Origin of the sequence: Mesorhizobium sp. M1428 (assembly GCF_040317515.1) — a bacterium.
In the GTDB taxonomy this organism is placed as follows: domain Bacteria; phylum Pseudomonadota; class Alphaproteobacteria; order Rhizobiales; family Rhizobiaceae; genus Mesorhizobium.
This window is the reverse complement of sequence record NZ_JAMYKT010000009.1, coordinates 19647-43054: the sequence shown is the minus strand read 5'-3', so window position 1 is coordinate 43054 and position 23408 is coordinate 19647. Positions and strand designations below refer to the sequence as shown.

The window sequence follows — 23408 nt, the reverse complement described above, 5'->3', positions numbered from 1 at the left end:
TCCTCGTGAACAGGCTGTCCTTCCGGGTCGAGCAGACCGGAAAGCCTCACCCAACTGAAATCGCCCTTGAAGCCGGTGCACCACACCACGGTCGTGATGCCGGACTCGGCAGAATCAAGAGAACGGACAGCCGGATTCGGCTGCTGCACTGCGACAGTCTCCGCTGGTCGGGTTCCGAAACGGGGGCATCGATTCCGGAGCGGCTGATGTATTCGTCGATATAGCGTTTGACGTTGGCGGAGGCCTCATCCGCAAAACGAACATGCTCTTCGAGATCGTCGGCGAATGACAGACGGCCGTCATCTTCGACACCTGCGAACCGCCCCAGCAGCACGACACCTTGGGCGCCGAGCCCTTGCAGGCTTATCGTGTGTTCTACCCCAAGCAGACCACGAGGTGGAATGCGCCCCGCAAGTCGAATGATCTCGTCTCGACGCACGTCGAGAAATCCGCTTTCGACGAGCCAGAGCATGATGTCGCGACCTCGGTAGCGCCGCGAGAGCCGCCCGACCCGGCTGGTGGCAAGGAAGACTCTTCGGCCTGCTTCCGCCAGTTCTTCCGCGATCTGGGCACCGGACTGGCCGCTTCCGACCACCAGCACCGCTCCAGCCGGGAGATCGGCGGCGCTGCGATAATCAGAAGCATCGATCTGGCGCAGGCCCGGCGGCAACGCAGCGACCCAAACTGGGCGCACCAGACAATTCAAGTCGCCGCTTGCGATCACCACGTTGCGTGCCAAAACTGTGCCGCGCGAGGTGGTCAACCGATAGACGCCATTCCCGTTCCCACCGGAGAGCTCGGTCACAACAGTGTCCGGTTCGACCGGTAGTTCGTTTCGCCTGGCGAAATCCTCAAGCAGGGCGACGAACTGGTCGCGCGTCAGGGCACCGAACGGATCTGAACCATCATAGAAGTCGCCTGGCATGACGGTCTGAACGTTTGGGATATTCATCCGGAAAGAATCCCACCGCTGCGTGCGCCAGGTCTCTCCGATGCGGCCTCGCTCCAATACGGCATGGTGCAAGCCTTGCCGTGCCAGCGAATAGCTGACGCCCAGGCCGGCCCAACCGGCCCCGACCACCACGCATCAAGGATGTTGGCGTCATCCGTCATTTGCCGCGGATCCGGGTGCTAGCGCCGGAGCAGCACTTCGAGGCGGCACCAACGCCATCAGCGTAACGCCTTGGCCGGCGAACAACCGCCAAACAGCAGCCGATGCTGCCTGAACCCATCTTCTGCATGGCTTCGCCCCCCGACGCGAGGGCACGATAACAGCTTTGTCGGATCACGGTACAACCAAATACTCATCCGAACCCGGCAATGGTCGCGGCTTAACCTGGAAAGATCGTGAAACCGCCGTCGACGCGGATTACCTGTCCGTTGATGAAGCGGGCGCGGGGACCGGCGAGGAAGGCCACCGCTTCGGCGATCTCTTCCGGCTCCGCATACCGGTTCAGCGATTTCTTGCGCGAATCCATGCGCTGCGGATCGACCACGCGGCTCGCCTGGAACCGTGCCGTCTTGGTGGCGCCAGGGCTCACCGCATTGACGCGTACGCCGTCCTCGATCAATTCCTTGGCGAGGCAGCGTGTATAATGGACGACGGCTGCCTTGAGCGTCGAGTAGACCACTTCGGGCGAGCATCCGATATGCGCTGCCGCCGAGGCGATGTTGATCACCGAGCCCGAGCCGCGCTTGACCATAGGCGGAACGAACGCCTGGCAGACCAGCATCGTGCCGATGAGGTTGTTCTCGGTCAGAACCTTGATGTCTTCGTAGTCGATGTCCAGTGCGTTGTTGGGACTGGGCTTTACGCCCTTGGCGCCGATGTCGCCGCCGGCGCAGTTCACCAGAATGTGCACGTCGCCGAGATCCGCCTCGATCTTCCTCTTCATTTCGGCGACAGCTTGCTTGTCGCCGATGTTGCCAGTGACCGCGGTGATGCGCGTCCCGTGCTTCTCCAAGCCCCTGGCAGAGTCGCCGAGGTCCGCGAATTCGCCATATTGAGATGGCCGGGCCCAATCGAGGTCGTGGACCGCGACGTTTGCGCCAAGTTCGGCCAAGCGGTCGGCCATCACGCGGCCGAGGCCGCGTCCCGAGCCGGTGACGAAGGCGGTCAGGCCGCTGAGTTCTCGGGCAGTCATGCTGATTTCTCCATTGCAATGAAATCGAATTTCATCATGTTGGCAGCGCTGCGCCGGATCATGTCGAGCTCGTACGAAACGAGCGCACCGTCATCGTCCCGTTCCCATGGCGTGCGGTAGTCGGCGTCGTCCGCAAGCCGGTTCAGGCGCGCCGCACTCAGGCAGGCCGCGAATTCGCGGGCGGTCTTCGGCGCATATCCGTTCCACCAGTCGTCGGTGAGACAGCGAACGTGACGGGCCTCCAGTGCGCCGGGCTCAAGCACGGCCGTCAGCGTGTCGTGGTGCTCGCCAAGGATGGCTGCCAGTTCGGCGAATGGCACGGCGCCGTCGCCGATGGCGCAGCGGACCAGGCGGTAGCCCTCATCCGTGAACTGGACGCGATAGTCCTTGAGGTGAACGTGGCGGACATGCGGCGCTATCCGGCGCGTGAAGGCAAGCGGCGCCTCGCCGACAGGAAAGGTGTTGCCGGTGTCGTAGGTGATGCCGACACCCGGCCCGCCGAGTTCGCAGAATGCAACCAGTTCGTCGCTGCCGAAGTCCTGATGGTTCTCGATGCCGAGCACCCGGCCCTCGGCCGCCGCACGCGGCCCCCATTCCGTCAAGGCAGCGCGAAGCGTTGCGTTGAACTCGCTCCATTTCGGACCCCACGCATTGCGGTCGCCGCACAGGACAGGCGTCAGTGCGATGCGGATCGTCGTCGCGTCGAGCAGGCGCGCAGCCCGAAAGGCGTTGTCCAGTGGACCTGCCACGAGCAATCCGCCGCTCACCACCGGGACGATGTCCAGCGCGGCCAGACGCCTGCGGAGCGCGACAATCTCGGCGTCAGTCAAGTCGGTCAACCAGGGTTCGTAGATCTCGAGCGTGCGCGCGCCCAGTTCCTGCGCCAGTGCTATGAAGCCATCCAGCCCTGCGCCGTCCGGATTGTGCCGCGGCGTGCCGCGGCCCTGCAGGCCGAGATAGTAGGTCAGTCCATAGGGGTTGAGGCCGAGACGAAGCATCAGCTTGGCGGTTCCAATTGAGATTCCAATTGAGAGCGGAGAGGCATCACTAGCGCAGACCGGCATCGACGGTGATGGACTGCTTGGTGATCATGCGGCTGTCGTCTGCTGCCAGGAAGAGCACGGTGCGTGCAATCTCCTCGCCCAGCAGGACGCGGCGGATCAATTGCCGCTGCACCGTCTGGTCGACTGCCTCCTGCGTCTTGAACCACAGCTCGCGCTGCCGCTCGGTCATCACGGCGCCGGGTTCGACTGCATTGACGCGGATGTTGTCGGGTCCGAACGACCGCGCCAACGCACGCGTTAGCGCCACCACGGCCCCCTTTGCGGTGGCATAGGCCACCATCTGATCCGCTCCGAACCGCCAGGCGATGGAAGAGAAGTTTACGATCGAGCCGAAGCCGAGTTCCTTCATGTGCGGATGCACAGCTTGAGCGGCGAAGAAGTGATGCCTCAGATTGACGTCGAAGCTGCGGTCCCAGTATTCGGCCGTTACCCCGTCGATGGGATGGCGCTGATCATTGGCGGCGTTATTCACCAGGACCGCAATCGGACCAAGCCGCGCGCGCACGCTTTCTACCGACGCCTTCAGCGCATCGACGTCGGTCACATCGCAATGGAGGTATAAGGGAGCCTGCCCGGCGGCACCACCGAGCTCGCGCACCAACGCCTCCGCTGGCTCATCCTGCACATCGAGAAAGGCCACCCGGGCGCCATTCGAAGCGAAGGCGCGGACCATATCGGCGCCGATGCCGGAGGCGCCGCCGGAGATCAGCACGACCCGATCGGTCAAGCTCGGATAAGTCGCGAATTGTACGGACATCGATTACAGAAGCGCCTTGGTTGTTGGATCGAACAGGCAGGCGCGCGACATGTCGATGCCCAGCGTTATCGTCTCGCCCATGACGGGAGCGTCGTCCGGCTCGAAACGGCCGGTGATCTCCAGGTCGCCCAGCCTGAGCACGGCAAGCGTCTCGGCCCCGGTCGGCTCGACCAGTTCGACCGGCGCCTGCATGGACGCCACAGCCGGTTTGCGTGACTTCAGGTCGGTCGTGAAACGGTAGATGTGTTCCGGCCGGATACCGAGCACGACGTCCTTTGGCGCACCGGCGGGCATCGGCGCGGCAAGGGCGAGGCTGGCGTCGCTGCCGTCAGCGGCGCGTACCGAGATGCTGATCGAGCCCGTAAGCCGGGCGGGGATGAAATTCATCGCCGGCGATCCCATGAAACCGGCAACGAACATGTTCGTCGGCCGGTCGTAGATCCGCTTCGGCGTGTCGAACTGCTGTACCGAGCCCTGGTTCATCACCGCAATGCGGGATGCAAGCGTCATCGCCTCGACCTGATCGTGGGTGACGTACACCGTGGTCTTGCCGACGCGATGGTGGAGCTTCTTGATTTCGGTACGCATATCGACGCGCAGCTTGGCGTCGAGGTTGGACAGGGGCTCGTCGAACAAAAACAGCTTCGGGTCGCGGACGAGGGCACGCCCCATCGCAACGCGCTGCCGCTGGCCGCCCGAGAGCTGGCCGGGCTTGCGTTTAAGCAGCTGTTCGATCTGCAAGAGTGCGGCAACCCGCTGGACAGCTTCCGCTTGCGCCGCTTTTGGCACGCCGCGGCTTTCCATGCCGAAGGTGATGTTCTGGCGCACCGTCATCGTGGGATAGAGGGCGTATGACTGGAACACCATCGCAATGTCCCGGTCCTTGGGTTGCACCGAGTTCACCAGCCGGTCGCCGATCCAGATCTCTCCCGACGTGACCGTTTCCAGGCCGGCGATCATGGCGAGCAAGGTTGACTTGCCGCAGCCTGACGGGCCGACAAGGGCGACGAATTCTCCGGTCTTAGCCTCGAGATTGATGCCGGCAAGAATCTCGAGCGAGCCGTAGCTCTTGTGAAGGTTGCGGATCATCAACGCGGACATGGGCGACGCTTCATTTGATGGCGCCCTGGGTGAGGCCGCGCACGAAGTATTTTCCACCGAACAGATAGATCAGCAGCGGAGGCAGCGCGCCGATCAGCACGGCTGCGCTCATCACATCATAAGCACGCGCGGTCGTGCCGCCGGCCGTGAGTGCTACCAACGCCGCCGTGATCGGCTGCTGCTGGCCAGATGTGAAGACGACGCCGAACAAATACTCGTTCCAGATGCCGGTGAACTGCCAGATGACGGTGACGATCAGAATGGGTGGCGACAGGGGCAGGATGATCTTGCGGAAGATCCGCCAGAAGCCGGCGCCGTCGATGCGTGCCGCCTTGATCAGGTCGTCCGGTATGCTGACGTAGAAATTGCGGCAGAACAGGGTGGTGAACGAGATGCCCTGGACGACGTGGATCAGCACCAGCCCATATGTGGAATTGGTCAGGCCGAGCTTGCCGAGCAGGAACGCCCACGGCATCAGCGAAATCTGGCCGGGCATGAATACGCCGAGCAGCATCAGATTGAAGATCAGTTCAGAGCCCCTGAAGCGCCATTTGGAGAGGATGTAGCCGTTCATGGCGCCGAGAATGGTCGAGATGATGGTGGCGGGGATCGTCATCGCCAGCGAGTTGAAAAAATTGCGCTTCATCCCCTCGCAGGTACCGCTGACGCAGTAGGATCCCCAGGCCTGCGCCCACGCATCGAACCGGAAGCTGCGCGGTACGGAGATGAGGCCGTTGCGGGCAATCTCCGACTGCTCGCGCAATGAGTTGAAGATCACCACCAGCAATGGCACGAGATAGACGACCGCGAAAAGCGTCAGCACGGCATAGACAAGGAAGCGGCTCCAGAAATGCCGGCGCGTGGCGGCGGCTTCTTCCGGATCAAAACGGGCATTGGGGGAAATTTCAGCCATTGCGGCCCTCCGCCTGCCGGCGCCAGACGATCCACAAGGAGTACGGCACCAGCACCACCGCGACCGCCGCGAGCATCATCATCGCCGCGGCGGCACCTTCGCCGATTTGGCCGCGCTGGAACATCAGGTCGTAGACATAGATGGCGGGGAAGGTGGTGGACACACCTGGCCCGCCTCGCGTCAACGCCGCAACCAGGTCGAAGGTCTTTATGGCGAATTGTATCTGAATGACCGTCACCGCCAGGAATATCGGGGCGATGGTTGGCAGGATGACCCTCCGATAGGTCCGGAAAATCGACGCGCCGTCGATTTGCGCGGCTTTGACGAGGTCCGGATCGACGGACCGCAAGCCGGCCAGGAAGAGCGCCATTGCGAAGCCGGACGACTGCCAGATACCGGTTATGATCACCGCATAGATCGCAGTGTTGCGGTTGGCCGTCAGGGCGAAGCTGAAGTCGGTCCAGCCAAGCCCTCGAACGAAGGCCTGGATGCCGTCGACAGGGTTATACAGCCAGCTCCACACCGTACCGGTGACGATGAAGGACACCGCCAACGGATAGAGGAAGATGGTGCGCCAAACCGCCTCGCCGCGGACGCGCTGGTCGATTGCGATCGCGAGCAGCAGGCCAACGGCCATCGAGCCAACGATATAGAAGCCGCTGAACAGGAAGAGATTCGTATAGGCGATGTTCCAGCGCCGGTTTGCCCAGAGCGAAGCGTAATTGTCCAGGCCGACGAACCCATAGGTCGGCAATAGCGACGAATCGGACAGCGAGATGTAGAGCGTCCAGAGCGTGAAGACGAAAACATAGATGAAACTCGCAGCTATCGACGGCGCCAGCACCAGAATGGGCACCATCGTGCCCAGGCGCTCGCGCCACGGTCGGGCCGCGGCAGCTGCAGCTGGTACAATCAGATCATGGGTGGACATCGGGCTGCTCCGGCGAGGTCTGGCCGGGAGCTTCGCCCCCGGCCATCATCGGCAGCGTCATTTCTGCGCTTCGGCCGCATCCGCCATCGCGTTGGCCGCGTCCTGCGCACTCATATCCGGCGTTGCTACAAACTCCGTGATGCTATCCATTATTGCGCCGCGGACCTTTTGCGGAACCGTCATGTTGTGCGCCATCGAACGCACGAGCGTGCCGGCGGCGATCGAGGCTTGCAGATCCTTTTGCGAGAGTTGCTGGCAGGGATTGAAGCCGTTCGAAAGATCGACGTCGAGGCGGGCCGGAATGGACCCTTTGGTCTGATTGAAAATGGTCTGGAATTCGGGCGACAGGATGATGCTGGCAAGCAGCTTCTGTCCCTCGATATAGTCCGGGTCCTTCTGTTTGAAGAACACGACCGAGTCTGAATTCAAGATGAAACCCGGCTTGCCCCAATCGGTCGGCGCCTGGGCGCAGACATAGTCGGTGCCCTCCTTGAAGCCGCCGGCCGTCAGCAGGCCGATCGTCCAGTCGCCCATGATGTGGAAGGCGGCCTCGCCGCGGCCGACGAGATGCGACATGGTATCCCAGTCACGCCCGTTCATGCCGGGGTCCATGTACTTCGAGGTCATGGTGCGGAACTGCTCGAAGGCCTTGACCATGCCATCGCTGCGCATGGCATCGACGTCGCCCTCGACGAAAGCTTTCCTGTAGAGATCGAGGTCCTGACCATACACGACCACTTCGAAGACGGTCGAGTCGGTCCAGTCGGCGGTCGAGTGCGAAATGCAGATCTTGCCGCTGGCCACGATCTTGTCGCAGGCGGCGTTGAATTCCGCCCATGTCTTCGGCATCTCGGTGACGCCCGCGTCCTTCATGACCTTCGGCGATGCCCACAGCCAGTTGATGCGGTGGATGTTCATCGGCGCGGCCACCCAATTCCCGGTCGGCTTCATCACCGGCAGTAATTCGGGAGCGACGACCTTCTCCCAATTTTCCGCCTTCGCCAGGTCGTCGAGATTGGCTGTCATGCCCGTCTCGTTCCATTCGGCGATCTCGGGGCCTTTGAGCTGCACAGCGGGAGGTGCGTTGCCGGCGATCACATCGGCACGCAGTTTGGCCAGGGTATTGGCCGTATGGCCTGCGATGGAGGTCTGCTGCCAGGTGCCACCCTTGGCGGTAAACATCTCGCCGAGCTTGGCGATAGCCTGGGCGTCCGATCCGGTGGCCCATTGATGCAAGAGGTTGGTCTTCGGCTCCGCGAGCGCTGTTCCGGTAATCAAAGTGAAGGCGGTAGCGGCCGCAAAGGCCGTCCTCAGGTATTTCATCGTTTCACTCCCATATGTGATGCACGGTTCGTATCGACCGCTTGTGGCCCGCGATTTGAGGTCGTGGCCGGCGAGATGCAGTAATCTCCGTTCTTTCCAAGATGACATATTTGGGCTATCAGTCAACGTGCTTTGTGCTCATCATGAACAAACCTTCGCTTAGAAATTGGCTGATCGACAGGCCGTCTGCGTCGCCGGAGAGCCTGATCGTTCGATGCTTGCGCGAGCGCGGCGTGCTTTCTGCGTCGCAAATTACCCGCATTACCGGTTTGGCGCGGTCGACGGTTTCAACTGCGCTCAACGGCTTGAGAAAGTCGGGGATGGTGATCGAATCCTCGGCCCATCATGACGCGGCCAGGGGTATTGGCAGGCCTGCCACGACATTGACGCTCAATCCCGCTGCGGGCACCTGCGTCGGCATCCATCTGGGCCTCGACGAAATGCGGTGTGTCGTCGCCGACGTGTCGCATTCTTTCGTTGCCGAACAAACTATCCCCATGGGTCTGGACTACCAGCCGCAACAGGCGGCCCAGCTTGCCAAGTCAGTAATTGCCCGATGCTACGAAGAGAACGGTCTGCCGATGGCGGGGCTCCTGGGGGTTGGGGTCTCCGTCTCGGGCCCAGTCAGCCGCGAAGGAGTGGTGCTGCGCGCGAGTATCGTTCCGACCTGGGCCGGGGTCAACATCCGCGATGTGTTCGGGCCGGTCCTCGAACAGCCGATCTTCGCCGACAATGAGAGCAACTGCTCGGCCATTGCCGAGCTGATGTGGGGTGCGGCCGTCGGCCAGGACGATTTCGTGCTGTTCAAGGTCGATCTGGGCGTCGGCGGGGCCATTGTCCAGCACGGCCGGCTGGTGAGCGGCATCGCCGGCGGCGCCGGCGAATTCGGGCACATCAGCATCGATCCCGGTGGCGACCTTTGCCGGTGCGGCAATCGAGGATGCCTGGAGCTCTATGCCAGCTTTGCCCGGCCGCTCGAGCAGATTTCGCGCATCGTGCGGCGGCCGGTCACGATGGACGACGTGATCATGATGGCCGAGAAGGGCGACGTGAGGGCGCTGCGGATGATCGAGGACACCGCCGAGTTCGCCGGTCGTGGCCTTGGCTTGATCGGTTCGGTGCTCAATCCGCCGCTCATCATCATCGGCGGCCGCATGGCGTTGGCGGGCGACATTCTCCTGGCACCGCTGATCGCGTCATATGAACGCCACACGCTCATCAAGTCCCGCGATGTGGCACCCGCGTTGCGCACACGGATAATCGTTGGCAAGCACACGGAGAACGATGCATTGCTCGGCGCGGTCGGCCTCGTGCTGCGCCACAACAGCCGGCTTCAGTGACCCGGCTTCGCTTCGGGTGGTGCTCTGATTTTGCGAGCTGCCTCGCCGCTCCGGCGGAGGTGAGGTTCACTACGCGACACGCACCGTGCGCTGCCTCGGCTTGATCGCGGTGGCGAGCAGCAGGCCGGCGACGATGAGGGCGGCACCGGCGAGATCGTAGTCTTGCAAGCTTTCGCCAAGGAACAGATAAGCGAGAACGGCGACGAAGGCGGTCTGGAGATAGAGCAGCATGCTGGCGCGCCCCGCGCCAAGCGTCTCGACGCTACGGTTGTAGAGATAGTACATCAGAGCGCCGCCCGGGCCAGCCACATAGGCGAGAGCCAGAAGGCCGTTCGCATGCAGCGCCGAACGATCCCCGGAAAACAGTTCCCAGAGATAGAAGGGCAGTGCGGCCAGCGCGCCGGCTCCCAGCAGCAGGACCACCATCGGCAGAAGCTCGATAGCGAATTTGGCGCGACGCAGCAGCACGGTGTAGAGGCCCCAGCAAAACGCGCTGCCGACGATCCACAACTCGCCGGGATTGAATTGCAGCTGCGTCAGCGCAGCAAGGTCGCCGCGCGCCACGATCACCACCATGCCGGCCAGAGCGACCAGCGCTCCAAGCGCTTTCCAGACACCGAGGGACTCGCCGAGCACGAAGCGGGCAAGCACCATGGTCATGATCGGCGACAGCGCCATGATGATGCCGGCAGTTGTCGCGTTGGTGTAGTTGAGGCCCGTGTAGATCATGCCCTGACACAAGGTCAGCCCGATGGCACCGATGACCAGCACCTCGATCACCCGGGATTGGATCAGCACGAGCATCGCCCCGTGATGACGATGGACGATAGGCAGCAGGATCGCGCAGGCAAGCGTCAGCCGCCAGAAGCAGAGCGCCCAAGGCGGCATCTCGGGGGCAACCCACTTGGCGGCGATATAGACGCCGGCCGACAGGAGCCAGCAGAGCGTCGCGAGGGAATAGGCGAGCGGAAGTGATGCGCCGGGTGTCGCCTTCGCTACACTTGGATGTGCTATCGGCAGCGATTGGATGTCCGTCTCCTCCAACCGCAGACTTTTAGCAGATTTGCAGCGTCTTGCTAAGCAGCAACAACAGCTGTTTGACCAACTGGTGCAATCGGTGGGTCATTGTGGGTTCCGCCGTTCATGGTCTCGTTCCATTCCAACGCATGTTGGCCCATGAGCAACTCGATACCGAAAAGCGCAAGCCGTATCGATTTCGCGCGATACGAATGTGAGATTCATATCGCGACAGATATTCGCGCGGTTGCCACAATCTCCTCGCGCCATATTTCTACCGAGAGCAGATTTGTCGCGAATTCCTGGCCCTCGGATCACGAGTGCCGCTGCTTCGAAGCAATTGGAAGAATAAGCCACTGACTTGCGTTTGCACAAAGAGCGCGACACAAATCCATGCGGAGGACGTCCGATGCCTGCCGGCTTCCGAGGAAGCGGCTCGTAGCGGTATTGGGCGCCGTCGTGGCAAGCTGCGCTGGCATTCCGGCGCAAAAAACCGGGCCGGCGCAAAAAACGGGGGCAATAACCGGCTATGGCCCCAATCCCACCTTACCGAAACCACGACCGACGCTGATCCCGACTGTTAACATCGCCGAGGCGAAAGGCTGGCAGAAAGGCGGTATGCCGACCCCGGCGAAGGGGCTGACAGTGAACGCCTTCGCCACCGGCCTCGACCATCCGCGCTGGCTACATGTGCTTCCGAACGGCGACGTGCTGGTTGCTGAAACCAATGCCCCTGCCAAGCATGACGAAGGCTTTAGTCTTAGAAAGGTCTTCATGGACCTAGCTATGAAGCGGGCTGGCGCCGCGACCAAAAGTGCCAACCGCATCACGCTCCTGCGCGACACCGATGGCGACGGCATTGCGGATGTGCGCACGACGTTCGCGGAAGGCCTCAATTCGCCCTTCGGCATGACGCTGTCCAAAGGCAAGCTCTTTGTCGCGAATACCGACGCGCTCGTCGCATTCCCCTACTCCAATGGCCAGACCCGAGTCAGCGCGTCGCCGGAAAAGATCATCGACTTGCCAGCCGGGGACCTCAACCATCATTGGACCAAGGACGTGATCGCAACTCCGGATGGACGCAAGCTCTATGTCACCGTTGGTTCCAACAGCAACGTTGGAGAAAACGGCATAGCCGCGGAGAAGAACCGCGCCGCTGTCCTTGAAGTGGATCGGTCGACCCGCCGCACTCGGGTCTTCGCCTCGGGCCTGCGCAACCCGAACGGGCTCTCCTGGAATCCTGAAACTGGGGAGCTTTGGGTCGCCGTGAACGAGCGTGACGAGATCGGCGACGACCTTGTGCCGGATTACATGACCTCAGTTCGTGACGGCGCTTTCTACGGCTGGCCTTACAGCTACTACGGACAGAACGTCGACGAACGTGCCAAGCCGCAGCGCCCCGATCTCGTGGCGACGGCGATCAAGCCCGATTACGCCCTGGGCTCTCATACCGCCTCGCTGGGACTGACCTTCTCCAAAGGCGCCCGGCTCGGTCCGAGCTACGGCAACGGCGCCTTCGTTGGCCAGCACGGCTCGTGGAATAGAAGCGTGCACAGCGGCTACAAGGTGATCTTCGTGCCGTTCCATGGTGGCAAACCGAGCGGTCCTCCGAAAGATGTGCTCACTGGCTTCATCGGGCGTAATGGCGAGGCGATGGGCCGTCCGGTCGGCGTTGCTATCGATCAGACTGGCGCACTGCTCGTCGCCGATGACGTCGGTAACGTCATCTGGCGGGTCCGCCGGGCGAATGGCCGTTGAGCGCAGGTGCCTTTCTGATTCCGACCTCACCAGCCTTCGGCTACGGCGCCACGCCCGGTATGGCTTCATTCGGCTGCGATTTCGATGCATATGCCAGATGATAACATCGCGCCTGCCGCATGTCGGCCGTTGCGGAGAGGTCTATTTTGCGCATGGCTGTGCAATGAGGCCGAGCGACGCCACCAAGCGACCAACGGTTGATTTCGCGGCAATGGCCGCGAGTCAGTCCCTGCCTTGCTCCAAAGCCTGAGCGTCGATAGACCTGCCTGCTATTTCCTCAGCTAATAGATCGATATGATTGCAGGATTAACGGTTTCATAGCCCAGGCGCGGCTCCGATTTGTCTTTCGAAATCGCGCTGGAGACAGTTCCGGTTGAACTGCAATCCACCTTTGTTTCCCTCTTTTTCTTGATCGTGCTGCCCGACAGGTCGGCGCAGGCCGACGTTACTGCTGTACTGACCACCCTCTTTTTCTCGTGCGCAACGGCGGCGGTGGATAGGGCAATCACAATTGCCGCGCAAACAATCGTCAATCTCATTGATTTTCCCCCTTAGAGCACCGCAAACGTGTGGTCGACTGCCTTGAGACGCCGGCGAAGACGGTACTCGCGCCTGGCCGGCCCATCCGGCTTTCGACGGCACAAGATTGTAACTACATTAGCTACAGCGCAAGTAACCATTTCGGACTAGGGAACGGGGCTCACCCTTCGACGGAAAGCGGCTGGGCTGCCGGCGAAAAAGCAGGCGTTTTAGCCGTTCTCGCCGCCGAGCGCCTTCCGATTTTGGGACAGAGGTTGGCTGATGCCCTTAAACTCACGGCTACGCATTGGTTGGATCTATGCAGCGACAAGGCCAATCTTGGCAAAGCCTCTGCATAGTCACCTTCGGGCAGCACCAGTCTTGGAATTCACGCCCTCAAGCAAGGCGAGCAGGCCTTTCAGAATTTCGATTGGCGGCGGCGGACAACCTGGAATGTGCAGATCGACAGGCAACGCCTCGGACACTCCGCGCACCACGGCATAGCTGCCGGCGAAACAGCCGCCATTACCTGCGCAATCTCCAAGTGCGACCACCCATTTTGGGTTGGGTGTTGCGTCGTAGGTCCGCTTCAATGCCTCGCGCATGTTTTTTGTGACCGGCCCGGTGACGAGCAGTACATCGGCATGGCGGGGTGATGCGACGAACCGGATCCCAAAACGCTCGATGTCATAGAAGGCGTTGTTCAGCGCGTGCATTTCAAGTTCGCAGCCGTTGCAGGAACCGGCATCGACCGCCCGGATCGACAGGCTTCGCCCTAATCGTTTGTGAGCAGCCCCATCGAGCGCGCGTGCGAGTTCGTCGACTGCCGTGCTGCTTGCCAACGGCGGACGCTCGGTGAGAGGGGGGCGTATCAGGCTTTCAAAAAGAAGCTTGCGCATGACAGCGTGCCTTCAGAGATCATGGCCCGAATAAGAGCAGTTGAACGATTTGTTGCACAGCGGAAAGTCGGCGACGATGTTTCCTTCGATCGCCGCTTCAAGGAGCGGCCATTGAAACCATGACGGATCACGGAGGTGACAGCGCTCGACCAAGCCGCCCTTGCCAATGCGCAGCCAGGCCAGAATGTCGCCGCGGAAACCTTCGACCAGCGCCATGCCTTCATGCGGTTGGTCTGTCTGCGCGAAATCGATACGGATCGGTCCGTCTGGCAGTTGTCGCAGGATTTGTTCGATCAGGGACAGGCTCTGTTCGACCTCGTGGATACGAATCCAGACACGGGCGTTCACGTCGCCTTCCTGGAGTAGAGGCACATCGAAAGCGAGCTCGTCATAGGGTGGATAGGCGACATTGCGGCGGGCATCGAAGTCCCGACCGGAGGCCCGGCCAACATACCCGCCGGCGCGATACTGTCGGGCGAGCTCCACCTTCAGCCGGCCAGTTGCGACTGTCCGATCCTGCAGCGACGCCGTGTTGTCGTAGAGCTCGACCAGTGCGGGAAACCGCTGCCTGATCTCTGCGATCAGGGACCTGAGCGCTGTAGTGCCCTCATCGCTCAGGAAGCTTGCCACGCCTCCGGGCACGATGCAGTCGCGCATCAAACGATGACCGAAGGCAGCATCGCTTGCCCGCAATACGCGCTCACGCAGCACCCCACAGTGGGCATGCATGAGCGCGAAGGCGGCATCATTGCAGATAGCGCCGATGTCGCCCAGATGATTGGCCAGGCGCTCCAATTCGGCCATGAGCGCTCGCAGCCAGACCGCGCGTGGGGGAACCTCGACACCCAGCGCCGCTTCGACCGCGCGGGCAAAAGCGAGGGAGTATGCCACGGTACTGTCGCCGGAAGTTCTGCCCGCCAGTTTGGCTGCACGGTCGATGTCGGACCCCGCCATCAGGCCTTCTATACCCTTGTGCGCGTAGCCGAGGCGCTCCTCCAGCCGGACGACCGTTTCGCCGCTCGCTGTAAATCGAAAATGGCCTGGCTCGATGATGCCGGCATGCACGGGTCCGACCGGGATCTGATGCAGGCTCTCCCCCTCGGCAGGCAGGAAAGGGTAGGGGGCGGCTGTCGCAGCAGACGTCCGGACGCGGGTACTCAACGGATAGCTGACACCCCAATGGCCATGATCAAGCCACCGTCTCGTATCAGGCGCGCCTTGTGGCAGGAGCCCGAACAGGTCAGCAGCCGCGCGTTCGAGCCGCAATGCGGGCGGATGCAGCCGGCCGACCGATGGGTAGCGGCCACTGGGGCATTCCAGGCTGACGACGCCGATGTCCCCGGCGCCTTCATCGAGAAGTGCCATGTGGACGGCACCTGGCTCACCCCATAGGCCGAGCAAGCTCCAGTGGCCGTCGGCCAATTGCTCGACGGCAAAGCCCCATTTTTTCGGAGTCACCACGGCGCGCGACCACGGGAAATGATTTTCGACACGTTGGCCAGCAAGGATGAGATCGATCAGCGCGGGCATGCTCTTTCTCTCCTCTGCTCACCCCAGGATACTTGCGACGTGCTGGAACCATGTGACCAGCGGTGGCGGCAGATAGACGCCGGCGGCAAACACCAACGCCAAGTGGGAATACATCGGAATGTAGGACGCCTCAGCGGGTGCCGTGCTGCCGCGCGGTTCGCCGAAAGCGACGCCGGTCAGTCGAAGCAACAGGGCGCCGAAAGCGAGCAGAATCCCGAAAACCAACGGCATCGCCAAAAGGGGGTGCCTTGCAAATGTCGAACTCACGACCAGGAATTCGCTCATGAAGATGCCGAGCGGAGGCAGGCCGGCAATGGCAACGACGCCGATGACGAGCGCCCAGCCAAGCGCAGGATGCGTTTCCGTCAGTCCCCGGATTTCGGCGATGTTCTGTGTACCCTTGACCTGGGCAATGTGGCCGACCGTGAAAAAGATCGCCGACTTGGTCAGGCTATGCATGACCATGTGCAGCAGGCCGGCAAAATTGGCGAGCGGGCCTCCTATGCCGAAAGCGAACACGATGATGCCCATGTGCTCGATCGAGGAGTACGCGAACAGGCGTTTGATGTCGCGGCGGCGGTAGAGCATGAAGGCCGCGAAGACAAGCGACGTCAGTCCCATCGTGATCATCAATGGCCCAGGTGCGATCGCTTCCGGGCTTGCCGCGAGCAACAGCTTGAAGCGCAGCACGGCATAGAGCGCAACGTTTAACAGCAAGCCCGACAGCACTGCGGAAATCGGCGTTGGACCCTCAGCATGCGCGTCTGGCAGCCAGGCATGCAAGGGCGCAAGGCCGACCTTCGTCCCGTAGCCGAGCAGCAGAAAGATGAAGGCGACATTGAGCAGAGCCGGATCGAAGCGCGCGGCGTGAGCGATGAGCACCGTCCAGACCATCGCATTCGTCCCCTCGCCAACAACCGGCTGTGCAGCCATGTAGACGAGGATGGTGCCGAACAGTGCGAGCGCGATGCCGACGCTGCCCAGAATGAAATATTTCCAGGCGGCCTCCAGCGCTTCGTGCGTGCGGTAGATGCCGACCATAAGCACGGTGGTCAGCGTGGCAAGTTCCACCGCCACCCACATCAAGCCAATATTGTTCGAGACGAACGCCAGGTTCATGCCGAACATCATGACCTGGTACATTGCGTGATAAAACCGCAAGTTCGGGACTGTCAGCCGCCCGATCTCCAGTTCGTGGGCAATGTAGGAAGCGCTGAAGACGCTGGTGGTGAAGCCGACGAATGTGTTGAGCACGATAAAGACGATATTGAGATCGTCGACGAGCAGATACTGCCCGGGCTGCGGGCGGTCGGTGACAAGAAGCGACAGTGCGGCGAGCAAGGTCAGCAAGCTCGCAGCGACATTGACGCCCGCCGATATCCGGTATTTCGGCAGCACCGCCAGGAGTGCGGCCGCGAAGACCGGTATCAGCAAAATGGCGGCCACCGCATCGAGGGAAAACGCGGTCAACGGTGTTCTCCCCTGTAGTCGTCGAGCGCGCCGACATCCACCGAGTCGAACCTCTCGCGGATGCGGAACAGGAAGACTCCGATGACGATGAAGGCGATAAGGATCGAGAAGGCGACACTGATCTCGACGACCAGGGGCATGCCCTTGGCCCCCGTGGCGGCGAGGACCAGACCGTTCTCGAGCGACATGAATCCGACAACTTGGCTGACGGCGTTGCGGCGGGTGACCATCACCAGCAGCCCCAGCAAAATGATGGACAGCGCGAAAGCCAGGTCCTCGCGGGCGAGGGGATCAGCCTCGGGAGTGACGCGCAGCATCAGGACCATGGACAGGGCCACCAGGCCTATCCCCGCAAGCATGGTCGTACCGATGCCGACGGCGGTCTCGACGTCACGATGGATGCCGAGCCGCTGAATGATGCGATGAAGCCCGACAGGAATGACGATCGCCTTGAAGACGAGGGCGATCGCCGCCGTGACGTAGAGATGATGCGCGTCCTGAATGTATGCCTGCCAAGCTACGGACAGGGCCAGCACGATTGCATGAAGCGCAAAAACGTTGATCAGCGCAAAGAGGCGATCCTGATACAGCATCATGAAACTGACCAGCACCAGGCCGCCGGCAAGCAGGTGAGCGATGTCGAAGGTGAGGCCGTTCATCAGAGGCTCCGTGAGACGAACAGCAGGAGCGTGCCGAGCAGGGCCAGCATCAGTGCTGCCCCGAGGAAATCCGGGACGCGGAAGACGCGCATCTTGGCGATGGCGGTCTCAAAAACAGCGAGGAGAACGCCACAGACGGCAAGCTTGCCGACATAGGCGACGACACCCGGAGCAAGTGATTCCAGTCCTGCCTCGGCGCTCGCCAGTCCCCAAGGTAGGAAGACGCAGGAAATCAGCGACACATAGAGCAGAAGCTTGAGGAAGGCGGCAAACTCGATCATCGCCAGATGGCGACCGGAATATTCCAGCACCATCGCCTCATGAACCATGGTGAGTTCCAGATGGGTCGATGGGTTGTCCACGGGTATGCGGGCGTTTTCGGCGATCGCCACCATCACGAGGGCGATAAGCGACATCCCGAGCGACACCCGCAAGCCAACCTCCGGTGACCCCATGAAGGCGGCGACCGTTGAGAGTTGCGTAGCACCCGCGACGAGCGCCAGGCTGAACACGATGAGCAGCATGGCGGGTTCGGCCAGCGAAGCGATCATCACCTCGCGGCTCGAGCCGATGCCGCCAAAGCTCGTGCCGACGTCCATGCCTGCCAGCGCCAGGAAGAACCGGGCGCTTCCCAGCAGTGCGACAATGGCTATGAGATCGGCGGTCCAACTGAATGTAAGGCCGGCGGCGAATGTCGGGATGAGCGCCGCGCCGACCCAGGTGGTGGCAAAGATCAGATAGGGCGTCACGCGAAACAGCCAGGATGCGTTGTCCGCCAGAACGACTTCCTTGCGCATCAGCCGCAAGAGATCGCGGTAAGGTTGGATCAGGGAAGGACCCTGGCGGCGCAAGAGCCGTGCCTTCACCTTGCGCACGAATCCGGTCAGGAGCGGCGCCAGCAAAAGCACCAGCGCCATCTGCGCGCCTTGAACGGCCAACTCGAGAATCACGGCCATAGTGCGAGCACCAGGAGCAGGACAATGAGAAAGAGAAAGACGAGGGTCAGGTAGCGCCTGATCGTCAGGAACTGCAGATGGTTGAGGTGGTCGGTCGCAAAGTCGAGGGCCCGGCCGATAGGCAGGTACAGCGTCTCCCAGATCACATCATGCATTTCGACATTCAGACGAGCCGGACCGGTCTCGCCAGGTGCCGGCATTTCGACGGTTTCCCTTGCACGGAATACAAACGTGCCGAAGACGCGGCGGATAGGCTGCGCGAAGCTGACGGCCGTATACTGCGAGCTTGGGACCACATCCGGGAAGCCACAACCCCAGGCGGGACCCCGACGGAGTGCATGTGATGCAAAGCGATGGATCACATATGTCGCAGCGGATGCGGAAAAGGCGATGAACAGGAACACCAACAGGCCGTTGTAGGAACTGCGGCTCGCTGCAATCGGCACGATAGACAGCCAGGGCTGCGCCATCTGCACAGGCATCCGGCTGCCGATCAGTGGCAGTGTCACCGATGATAGGCCGTCTATCACAAGACCGGGCAGAATGCCGGCCAGGAGACAAAGGGCAGCGAGAACGAACATTGCCGCCAGCGAGTGGCGGTCGACCTCATGCGCCAGTTCCACCGCGGCCGAGCGTGGCCGGCCGAGGAATGTAATCCCGAACGCCTTTACAAAGCAGGCCGCGGCCAGTGCCGCCGACAGCGCCAGCAGACCGCCAACGGCGGGCACCATGACCTTCAGGCCCCATTGCGGCAGATCTGGGCTCTGCAATATGGCCTGAAAGGCCAGCCATTCGGAGACAAAGCCGTTGAAGGGTGGAAGTGCCGAGATCGCGACGCAACCGACGAGAAAGGCAAAACTTGTAAAGGGCATGCGATGGATGAGACCGCCCAGCTTCTCCATATCCCGCTCTCCGGTTGCCGTCAGCACGGCGCCCGCGCCGAAAAACAGCAGGCTCTTGAAAAAGGAATGATTGAGGACGTGGAACAGCGCGGCGGTGAGCGCCAGCGCTGCAGCCGATGGCATGGCGTTCGCCTTGAACGCGAGCGCGAGACCAAGGCTTACGAAGATGACGCCGATGTTTTCAATGGTGCTATAGGCGAGCAGTCGCTTCAGGTCCTTTTCCATCAGCGCGTAGAGGATGCCGAGAACCGCCGTCAGGCCGCCAAGAAAAAGCACGGCAACGCCCGACCACCATGCCCGCTCACCGAGCAGATCGAAAATAACGCGTATGAAGCCATAGACTGCGACCTTGGTCATCACGCCGCTCATGAGAGCCGAGACGTGGCTTGGCGCAGCCGGATGAGCGAGTGGTAGCCAAACGTGCAGCGGGACGAGTCCAGCCTTGGAGCCGGCACCCAGCAGCATGAGAACCAGGACGAAAGCAGCGGCGAACGGCGTGGGGTCGGCAGCTCGCATCGCGTCGAATGTATAGGTTCCATCGGATCCGGCGAGCAGGCCGAACGCAAGCAGCAGCGCGAGTGTGCCGAAGCTCGCCATCACGAGATAGATGTAGCCCGCCCGCGCATTGTCCTGCTCGCGATGGTGCGCCATGACGAGCGCCCAGGAGGCGAGCGACATGAATTCCCAGGAAAGCAGGAAAGTGAAGGCGTCGTCGGCGACCACGACAAGGTTCATTCCGGCTAGGAAAGCCGGGAAGAACGGCAGCACCCGATGCGGCGCAGACTCATGCCTGCCATAGCCGAGGCCATAAAGACTGGCCATGGAGCCGCCGAAGTTGACGACGATGAGGAAGAAAGTCGAGAGCGCATCCAAACGGAAATGAGCGCCAATCCATGGCAATCCAAGAGGCAACACCACAGTCGACGGGGTGACGGGATTGTCGGCGATGCGGCTCGCCAGAACCATGAGCACAGCCGCCGAAATACCTAGCGTCAAGCCGTAGATCAGGCGTGTTCCCGAGTCCGATCTGCGGCTTTCCGCAATCGCAAGCACCGCAGTCCCCAGGAGCGCAGCAACGCCCCACAGGAGGACCGCGGCCCCCGAAATCACGCCACGCTCCTCACGGGGAGTTTGGCATCCGTATCGACCCCGCCCAGAATCTTGGCGGGGTCAAAATCCGCTTTCAGTCGCACGCCGCGCCCGCCGATTTGGCTGGAGGCGCCTTCAGCGATCAATTCCACGCCGGCGAGGTCAAGTGCCCCGATCAGCTTCATGAGAGAATCGACGTTACCCCGAATAATCGACTCGCTGGCTTCCATGCGTTGAATTGTCGGCACGGAAAGACCGGACAATTCGGCAAGCCTGCGCTGGTCGATGCCAAGGAGTGCCCTCGCGGCACGCAACTGTGGAGCAGTTATCACGGTCGCATCCCCTTTTTGATCAGCTTTGAGATATTATCTCTACGCCTTGCAGCATATATTAAAATGCGGCGCATTCAATTAATGATGCGTGACGCATCTGTCTTGAAGTTGTAGAAAACCGGGCGATACGTCCCGCGCCTCGAACCAAAGCATGCGACCAGTCCCGTCACGGCCAGTGTTGTCGCCAGCCATCTCGGGTTGCGCCTGATGGGGCTGGAAATGGGCCTTATCTCGGCCGGCTCTTGCCGTTGGGGCCGGTCTCATCGTGCTTCAGGATCAGCCCAACAGATAGCTGCCGAAATCTAGGAACCGCGCCTTCGCGAATGTGCTGCCAAATCTGGCATGCGGCAAAGCTCTGTAGCGCTACTGCCAAAGCCGCCTCATGCGAACGGAGACGTCCTCCAGGACTGGCATGGAGGCCAGCACGAGGAGAATGGCCGCGAGAAACAATGTCGCCGCGAAGCCGACATGCTTGAAACCCACAGCGCCGATGACGCCGCCCAGAAAGAACAATGCCACAAGCGACGCCAGCAGCCTCAGCTTTCTTCGATCCGCCTTCACGAACAGTTCGTCCGAGTCACTCCCCGAGATGTTCCAATAAAGCAGCTTGCCGAGCTCGATGTCAGTCACCAGGCCAGTGACATGCGTTGTCCGGATTCTGGCTTCCGACAGCTTGGTGATGATGGCGTTCTGCAAGCCCATGATGAAGCAAAGCAGCATCACCGTCATCGGCACAAACAGGGCTTCATGACGCGCAAGATGGCTGCCGAGCAGACCGAAGCAGATCAGCAGAACCGCTTCCAGGACAAGCGGGAACGCGTACTCGCCCTGCAGACCCTGCCGCCTTCCCCAGTTGACCAGCACCGCTGAGCAGGCGGCGCCTGCGACAAACGACAACAAGGCCCCCAATCCGGAAAGCGCCAGTTCGACATTGCCGAGTGCCAGGTGATCAGCCATCGACGAAACGATGCCTGACATGTGGGATGTATACTGTTGGACCGCCAGAAAGCCGCCAGCATTGGCGGCTCCTGCGATGAACGTCAGAAAGCGAGCGAGGTGCCGGTCGGCTCTTTCGCTACGCTCTTTTCCGGTCAGCCGGCGCAGATACAGGATCATGAGCGAACCTTGCCTTTCCATGCGGAAAAGCGGGACCGCAAGCTGACATGCCGGGAGAGGCTCATTGGGTGTTTCGGGAAGAAAGGGAAGACGAAGGACGGTGAATGCGTGGCGCCGAGGGCGTGCTTTGTATGATCTAGTCTGGCATGCCCAACAGCGTATCTGGATGCCGGAACCTGACGCCACGGCCGCCATCGTCGCTACGCATATGTTCGCTGAGAAGGTCGACACCGGCGCGGTTCAGCGCGTTGATCATTTTCATCAAACTATCGACAACGCCCCGCACATTGCCTTGGCTGGCTTCCATTCGATGGATCGTGGGCAGCGAGAGGCCTCCCATTTCCGCCGGGGTTTTCTGGTCGATGTTGAGAAGGGCGCGGGCGGTACGAAGCTGGGAAGCAGTGATCATCGAGGTGTCAGTGTCTGAATATGAGAAGTGATACTCGCGATAGTATCATTGACGTATCAGACATCAATACAAAGCGAAAAATAATGATCTGCCCTTCGCAGAGAGAACCTTGGCGATTATCGTGTCCGCATGACTCAACGCTACAGACCTTTCAGGATCCGACCGGCACCTGGACCGTCAAGGATGCTCGTACCGGGCGGCCCCCCGAGATGGGCAGCCGAACCATCGTTGGAATGGACCAGCACGATGCCGAGGAACTCGCCGATCTCCTCAACGGGCTGAATGCACAAAGGCAGGAAGCGAAATCATGAAGGAATTTGGTAGCGGGAGACCGCTACATCGCAAGACCCACTATCGAAGAGGCGTTCTTCTGCTATCGGAGGCACGCGGCTTAGTCGAGAGTTTTCCATTTTTGGCGATGGACCGACGTTCTCCGAAGGCAGAGGTTGCAGGTTCGAATCCCAACCGGGCGAGTGCGCTCGCGTCCGGTGGTTTTCGGACGTTGCCGAAGAGGGGCATCGCGGATCTATGACCTTTCGGAATATCCGCGCAGCAAGGCCTTTGCGATCTCTCGTGCATTTGGGGTCAGTTCTGCATCGGGCAGTTCGCCGGCCGTCCAGAAGGACAGAACGCCGCGAAAGGCGAAGGCAAGCTGCCGGGGCAAGCAGCGCAGCGCTTGCTCTGGCTCGGTTAGAGCCAACCCTTCGCCGGCGCCCACCGCGAGCGACCACAGGGCTGTGGAATGTGTCAGGACATCGCCTGGAGACGGGCCGGCAGAGCCGATCCATCCCATTACGGCGCGGTTCACCTCCGGTTCCTCAAGCATTACCGCAGTCGCCACGCCAATGGCGAAGAGCACCCGGTCGGCCGCGTGCGGGAGCGGCGGCGCCTCGGTGAAGTGCTTCGTCATCTTGTCGATCCGACGTCGCGACAGGGCGTGCATGATCGCCGTCTTGCTTCCGAACTGGTTGAACGGTGTCGCGAAGCTGACGCTGGCCTCGGCGGCAAGATCCCGCATCGAGAAATCAGCCTTGCCCTTGCGGAGCAGTCGTTCCGCCGCGTCGATCACACGCTGGCGGACCGGCTCGCCTCTGGCGTGGGTGGAAGGGACTGGGGTCTTGTCGTGGGCCATGCCATTGTCTATATCATGATATAGTTACGAAGATAGCGGAGAATGCT

The 23408-nt window shown here is 61.4% G+C and carries 21 protein-coding genes and 1 pseudogene; 2 read left to right on the top strand and 20 right to left on the bottom strand.

Features of this window, described 5'->3' with window-relative positions:
• Positions 1-46: 46 nt before the first annotated feature.
• The 8 genes from NKG60_RS14810 to NKG60_RS14775 all read right to left on the bottom strand — a co-directional run bounded on the left by NKG60_RS14810 (position 47) and on the right by NKG60_RS14775 (position 8233).
• Entirely contained in the window at positions 47-1081 is a 1035-nt protein-coding gene (locus tag NKG60_RS14810) for an NAD(P)-binding domain-containing protein (protein ID WP_352975045.1), read from the bottom strand.
• A gap of 250 nt (positions 1082-1331) precedes the next feature.
• A complete protein-coding gene (locus tag NKG60_RS14805; RefSeq protein ID WP_352664516.1) occupies positions 1332-2144 on the bottom strand; it encodes an SDR family NAD(P)-dependent oxidoreductase in 813 nt (270 codons plus the stop codon).
• The gene (locus NKG60_RS14800; protein WP_352975044.1) at positions 2141-3142 is read right to left on the bottom strand and encodes a sugar phosphate isomerase/epimerase family protein; all 1002 of its coding nucleotides are present in this window, start codon (positions 3140-3142) and stop codon (positions 2141-2143) included. The genes NKG60_RS14805 and NKG60_RS14800 overlap by 4 nt, the downstream gene beginning before the upstream one ends.
• A gap of 49 nt (positions 3143-3191) precedes the next feature.
• Positions 3192-3965: an SDR family NAD(P)-dependent oxidoreductase gene (locus tag NKG60_RS14795; RefSeq protein ID WP_352975043.1), complete on the bottom strand. Its 774-nt coding sequence runs from the start codon at positions 3963-3965 to the stop codon at positions 3192-3194.
• A 3-nt stretch (positions 3966-3968) separates the two neighbouring features.
• Complete coding sequence (locus tag NKG60_RS14790) at positions 3969-5066, bottom strand: ABC transporter ATP-binding protein (RefSeq protein ID WP_352975042.1); 1098 nt, start codon at positions 5064-5066, stop codon at positions 3969-3971.
• Positions 5067-5076: 10 nt separating this feature from the next.
• Positions 5077-5979: a carbohydrate ABC transporter permease gene (locus tag NKG60_RS14785; RefSeq protein WP_352664524.1), complete on the bottom strand. Its 903-nt coding sequence runs from the start codon at positions 5977-5979 to the stop codon at positions 5077-5079.
• A complete protein-coding gene (locus tag NKG60_RS14780) occupies positions 5972-6910 on the bottom strand; it encodes a carbohydrate ABC transporter permease (RefSeq protein ID WP_352664526.1) in 939 nt (312 codons plus the stop codon). The genes NKG60_RS14785 and NKG60_RS14780 overlap by 8 nt, the downstream gene beginning before the upstream one ends.
• 57 nt (positions 6911-6967) lie before the next feature.
• Complete coding sequence (locus tag NKG60_RS14775; RefSeq protein WP_352664528.1) at positions 6968-8233, bottom strand: ABC transporter substrate-binding protein; 1266 nt, start codon at positions 8231-8233, stop codon at positions 6968-6970.
• A 101-nt stretch (positions 8234-8334) separates the two neighbouring features.
• Between NKG60_RS14775 and NKG60_RS14770 the strand changes: the two genes are divergently transcribed.
• Positions 8335-9573, top strand: a complete 1239-nt coding sequence (locus NKG60_RS14770) for an ROK family transcriptional regulator (RefSeq protein ID WP_352975041.1) — start codon at positions 8335-8337, stop codon at positions 9571-9573.
• A gap of 69 nt (positions 9574-9642) precedes the next feature.
• On the opposite strand, the gene NKG60_RS14765 is transcribed toward NKG60_RS14770, so the two are convergent.
• The gene (locus tag NKG60_RS14765; RefSeq protein WP_352664762.1) at positions 9643-10602 is read right to left on the bottom strand and encodes a DMT family transporter; all 960 of its coding nucleotides are present in this window, start codon (positions 10600-10602) and stop codon (positions 9643-9645) included.
• A 381-nt stretch (positions 10603-10983) separates the two neighbouring features.
• On the opposite strand from NKG60_RS14765, the gene NKG60_RS14760 reads away from it, so the two are divergent.
• On the top strand, positions 10984-12348 hold the full coding sequence (locus NKG60_RS14760; RefSeq protein ID WP_352975040.1) for a PQQ-dependent sugar dehydrogenase: 1365 nt from the start codon (positions 10984-10986) through the stop codon (positions 12346-12348).
• A gap of 281 nt (positions 12349-12629) precedes the next feature.
• Here the strand turns inward: NKG60_RS14760 and NKG60_RS14755 are convergent, their stop codons facing one another.
• From NKG60_RS14755 to NKG60_RS14705, 11 genes and pseudogenes are all read right to left on the bottom strand, one after another.
• The gene (locus tag NKG60_RS14755; RefSeq protein ID WP_352664534.1) at positions 12630-12887 is read right to left on the bottom strand and encodes a hypothetical protein; all 258 of its coding nucleotides are present in this window, start codon (positions 12885-12887) and stop codon (positions 12630-12632) included.
• A gap of 339 nt (positions 12888-13226) precedes the next feature.
• On the bottom strand, positions 13227-13766 hold the full coding sequence (locus NKG60_RS14750; protein WP_352452927.1) for an NADH-quinone oxidoreductase subunit B family protein: 540 nt from the start codon (positions 13764-13766) through the stop codon (positions 13227-13229).
• Between the two features lie 12 nt (positions 13767-13778).
• Positions 13779-15296 carry a hydrogenase large subunit gene (locus NKG60_RS14745; protein ID WP_352664536.1) on the bottom strand — a complete coding sequence of 506 codons (1518 nt, stop codon included), beginning with the start codon at positions 15294-15296 and terminating at the stop codon, positions 13779-13781.
• Positions 15297-15314: 18 nt separating this feature from the next.
• Positions 15315-16766, bottom strand: coding sequence for a hydrogenase 4 subunit F (locus tag NKG60_RS14740; protein ID WP_352975039.1), 1452 nt, complete (start codon positions 16764-16766; stop codon positions 15315-15317).
• The gene (locus NKG60_RS14735) at positions 16763-17425 is read right to left on the bottom strand and encodes a hydrogenase-4 component E (protein ID WP_352488877.1); all 663 of its coding nucleotides are present in this window, start codon (positions 17423-17425) and stop codon (positions 16763-16765) included. Before NKG60_RS14735 ends, NKG60_RS14740 begins: the two co-directional genes overlap by 4 nt.
• Complete coding sequence (locus NKG60_RS14730) at positions 17425-18381, bottom strand: respiratory chain complex I subunit 1 family protein (protein ID WP_352664540.1); 957 nt, start codon at positions 18379-18381, stop codon at positions 17425-17427. Before NKG60_RS14730 ends, NKG60_RS14735 begins: the two co-directional genes overlap by 1 nt.
• Positions 18372-20393 (bottom strand): hydrogenase 4 subunit B, encoded by a 2022-nt coding sequence (gene hyfB / locus NKG60_RS14725; RefSeq protein ID WP_502903379.1) that lies wholly within the window; start codon positions 20391-20393, stop codon positions 18372-18374. Before hyfB ends, NKG60_RS14730 begins: the two co-directional genes overlap by 10 nt.
• Positions 20390-20704, bottom strand: coding sequence for a helix-turn-helix domain-containing protein (locus NKG60_RS14720; protein ID WP_023675522.1), 315 nt, complete (start codon positions 20702-20704; stop codon positions 20390-20392). Before NKG60_RS14720 ends, hyfB begins: the two co-directional genes overlap by 4 nt.
• Positions 20705-21079: 375 nt before the next feature.
• Positions 21080-21841: pseudogene (locus NKG60_RS14715) on the bottom strand (YoaK family protein); the annotation flags it as partial.
• Between the two features lie 115 nt (positions 21842-21956).
• Complete coding sequence (locus NKG60_RS14710) at positions 21957-22229, bottom strand: helix-turn-helix domain-containing protein (RefSeq protein WP_352975038.1); 273 nt, start codon at positions 22227-22229, stop codon at positions 21957-21959.
• 526 nt (positions 22230-22755) lie between these two features.
• A complete protein-coding gene (locus tag NKG60_RS14705) occupies positions 22756-23298 on the bottom strand; it encodes a TetR/AcrR family transcriptional regulator (protein WP_352975037.1) in 543 nt (180 codons plus the stop codon).
• Positions 23299-23408: the final 110 nt, after the last annotated feature.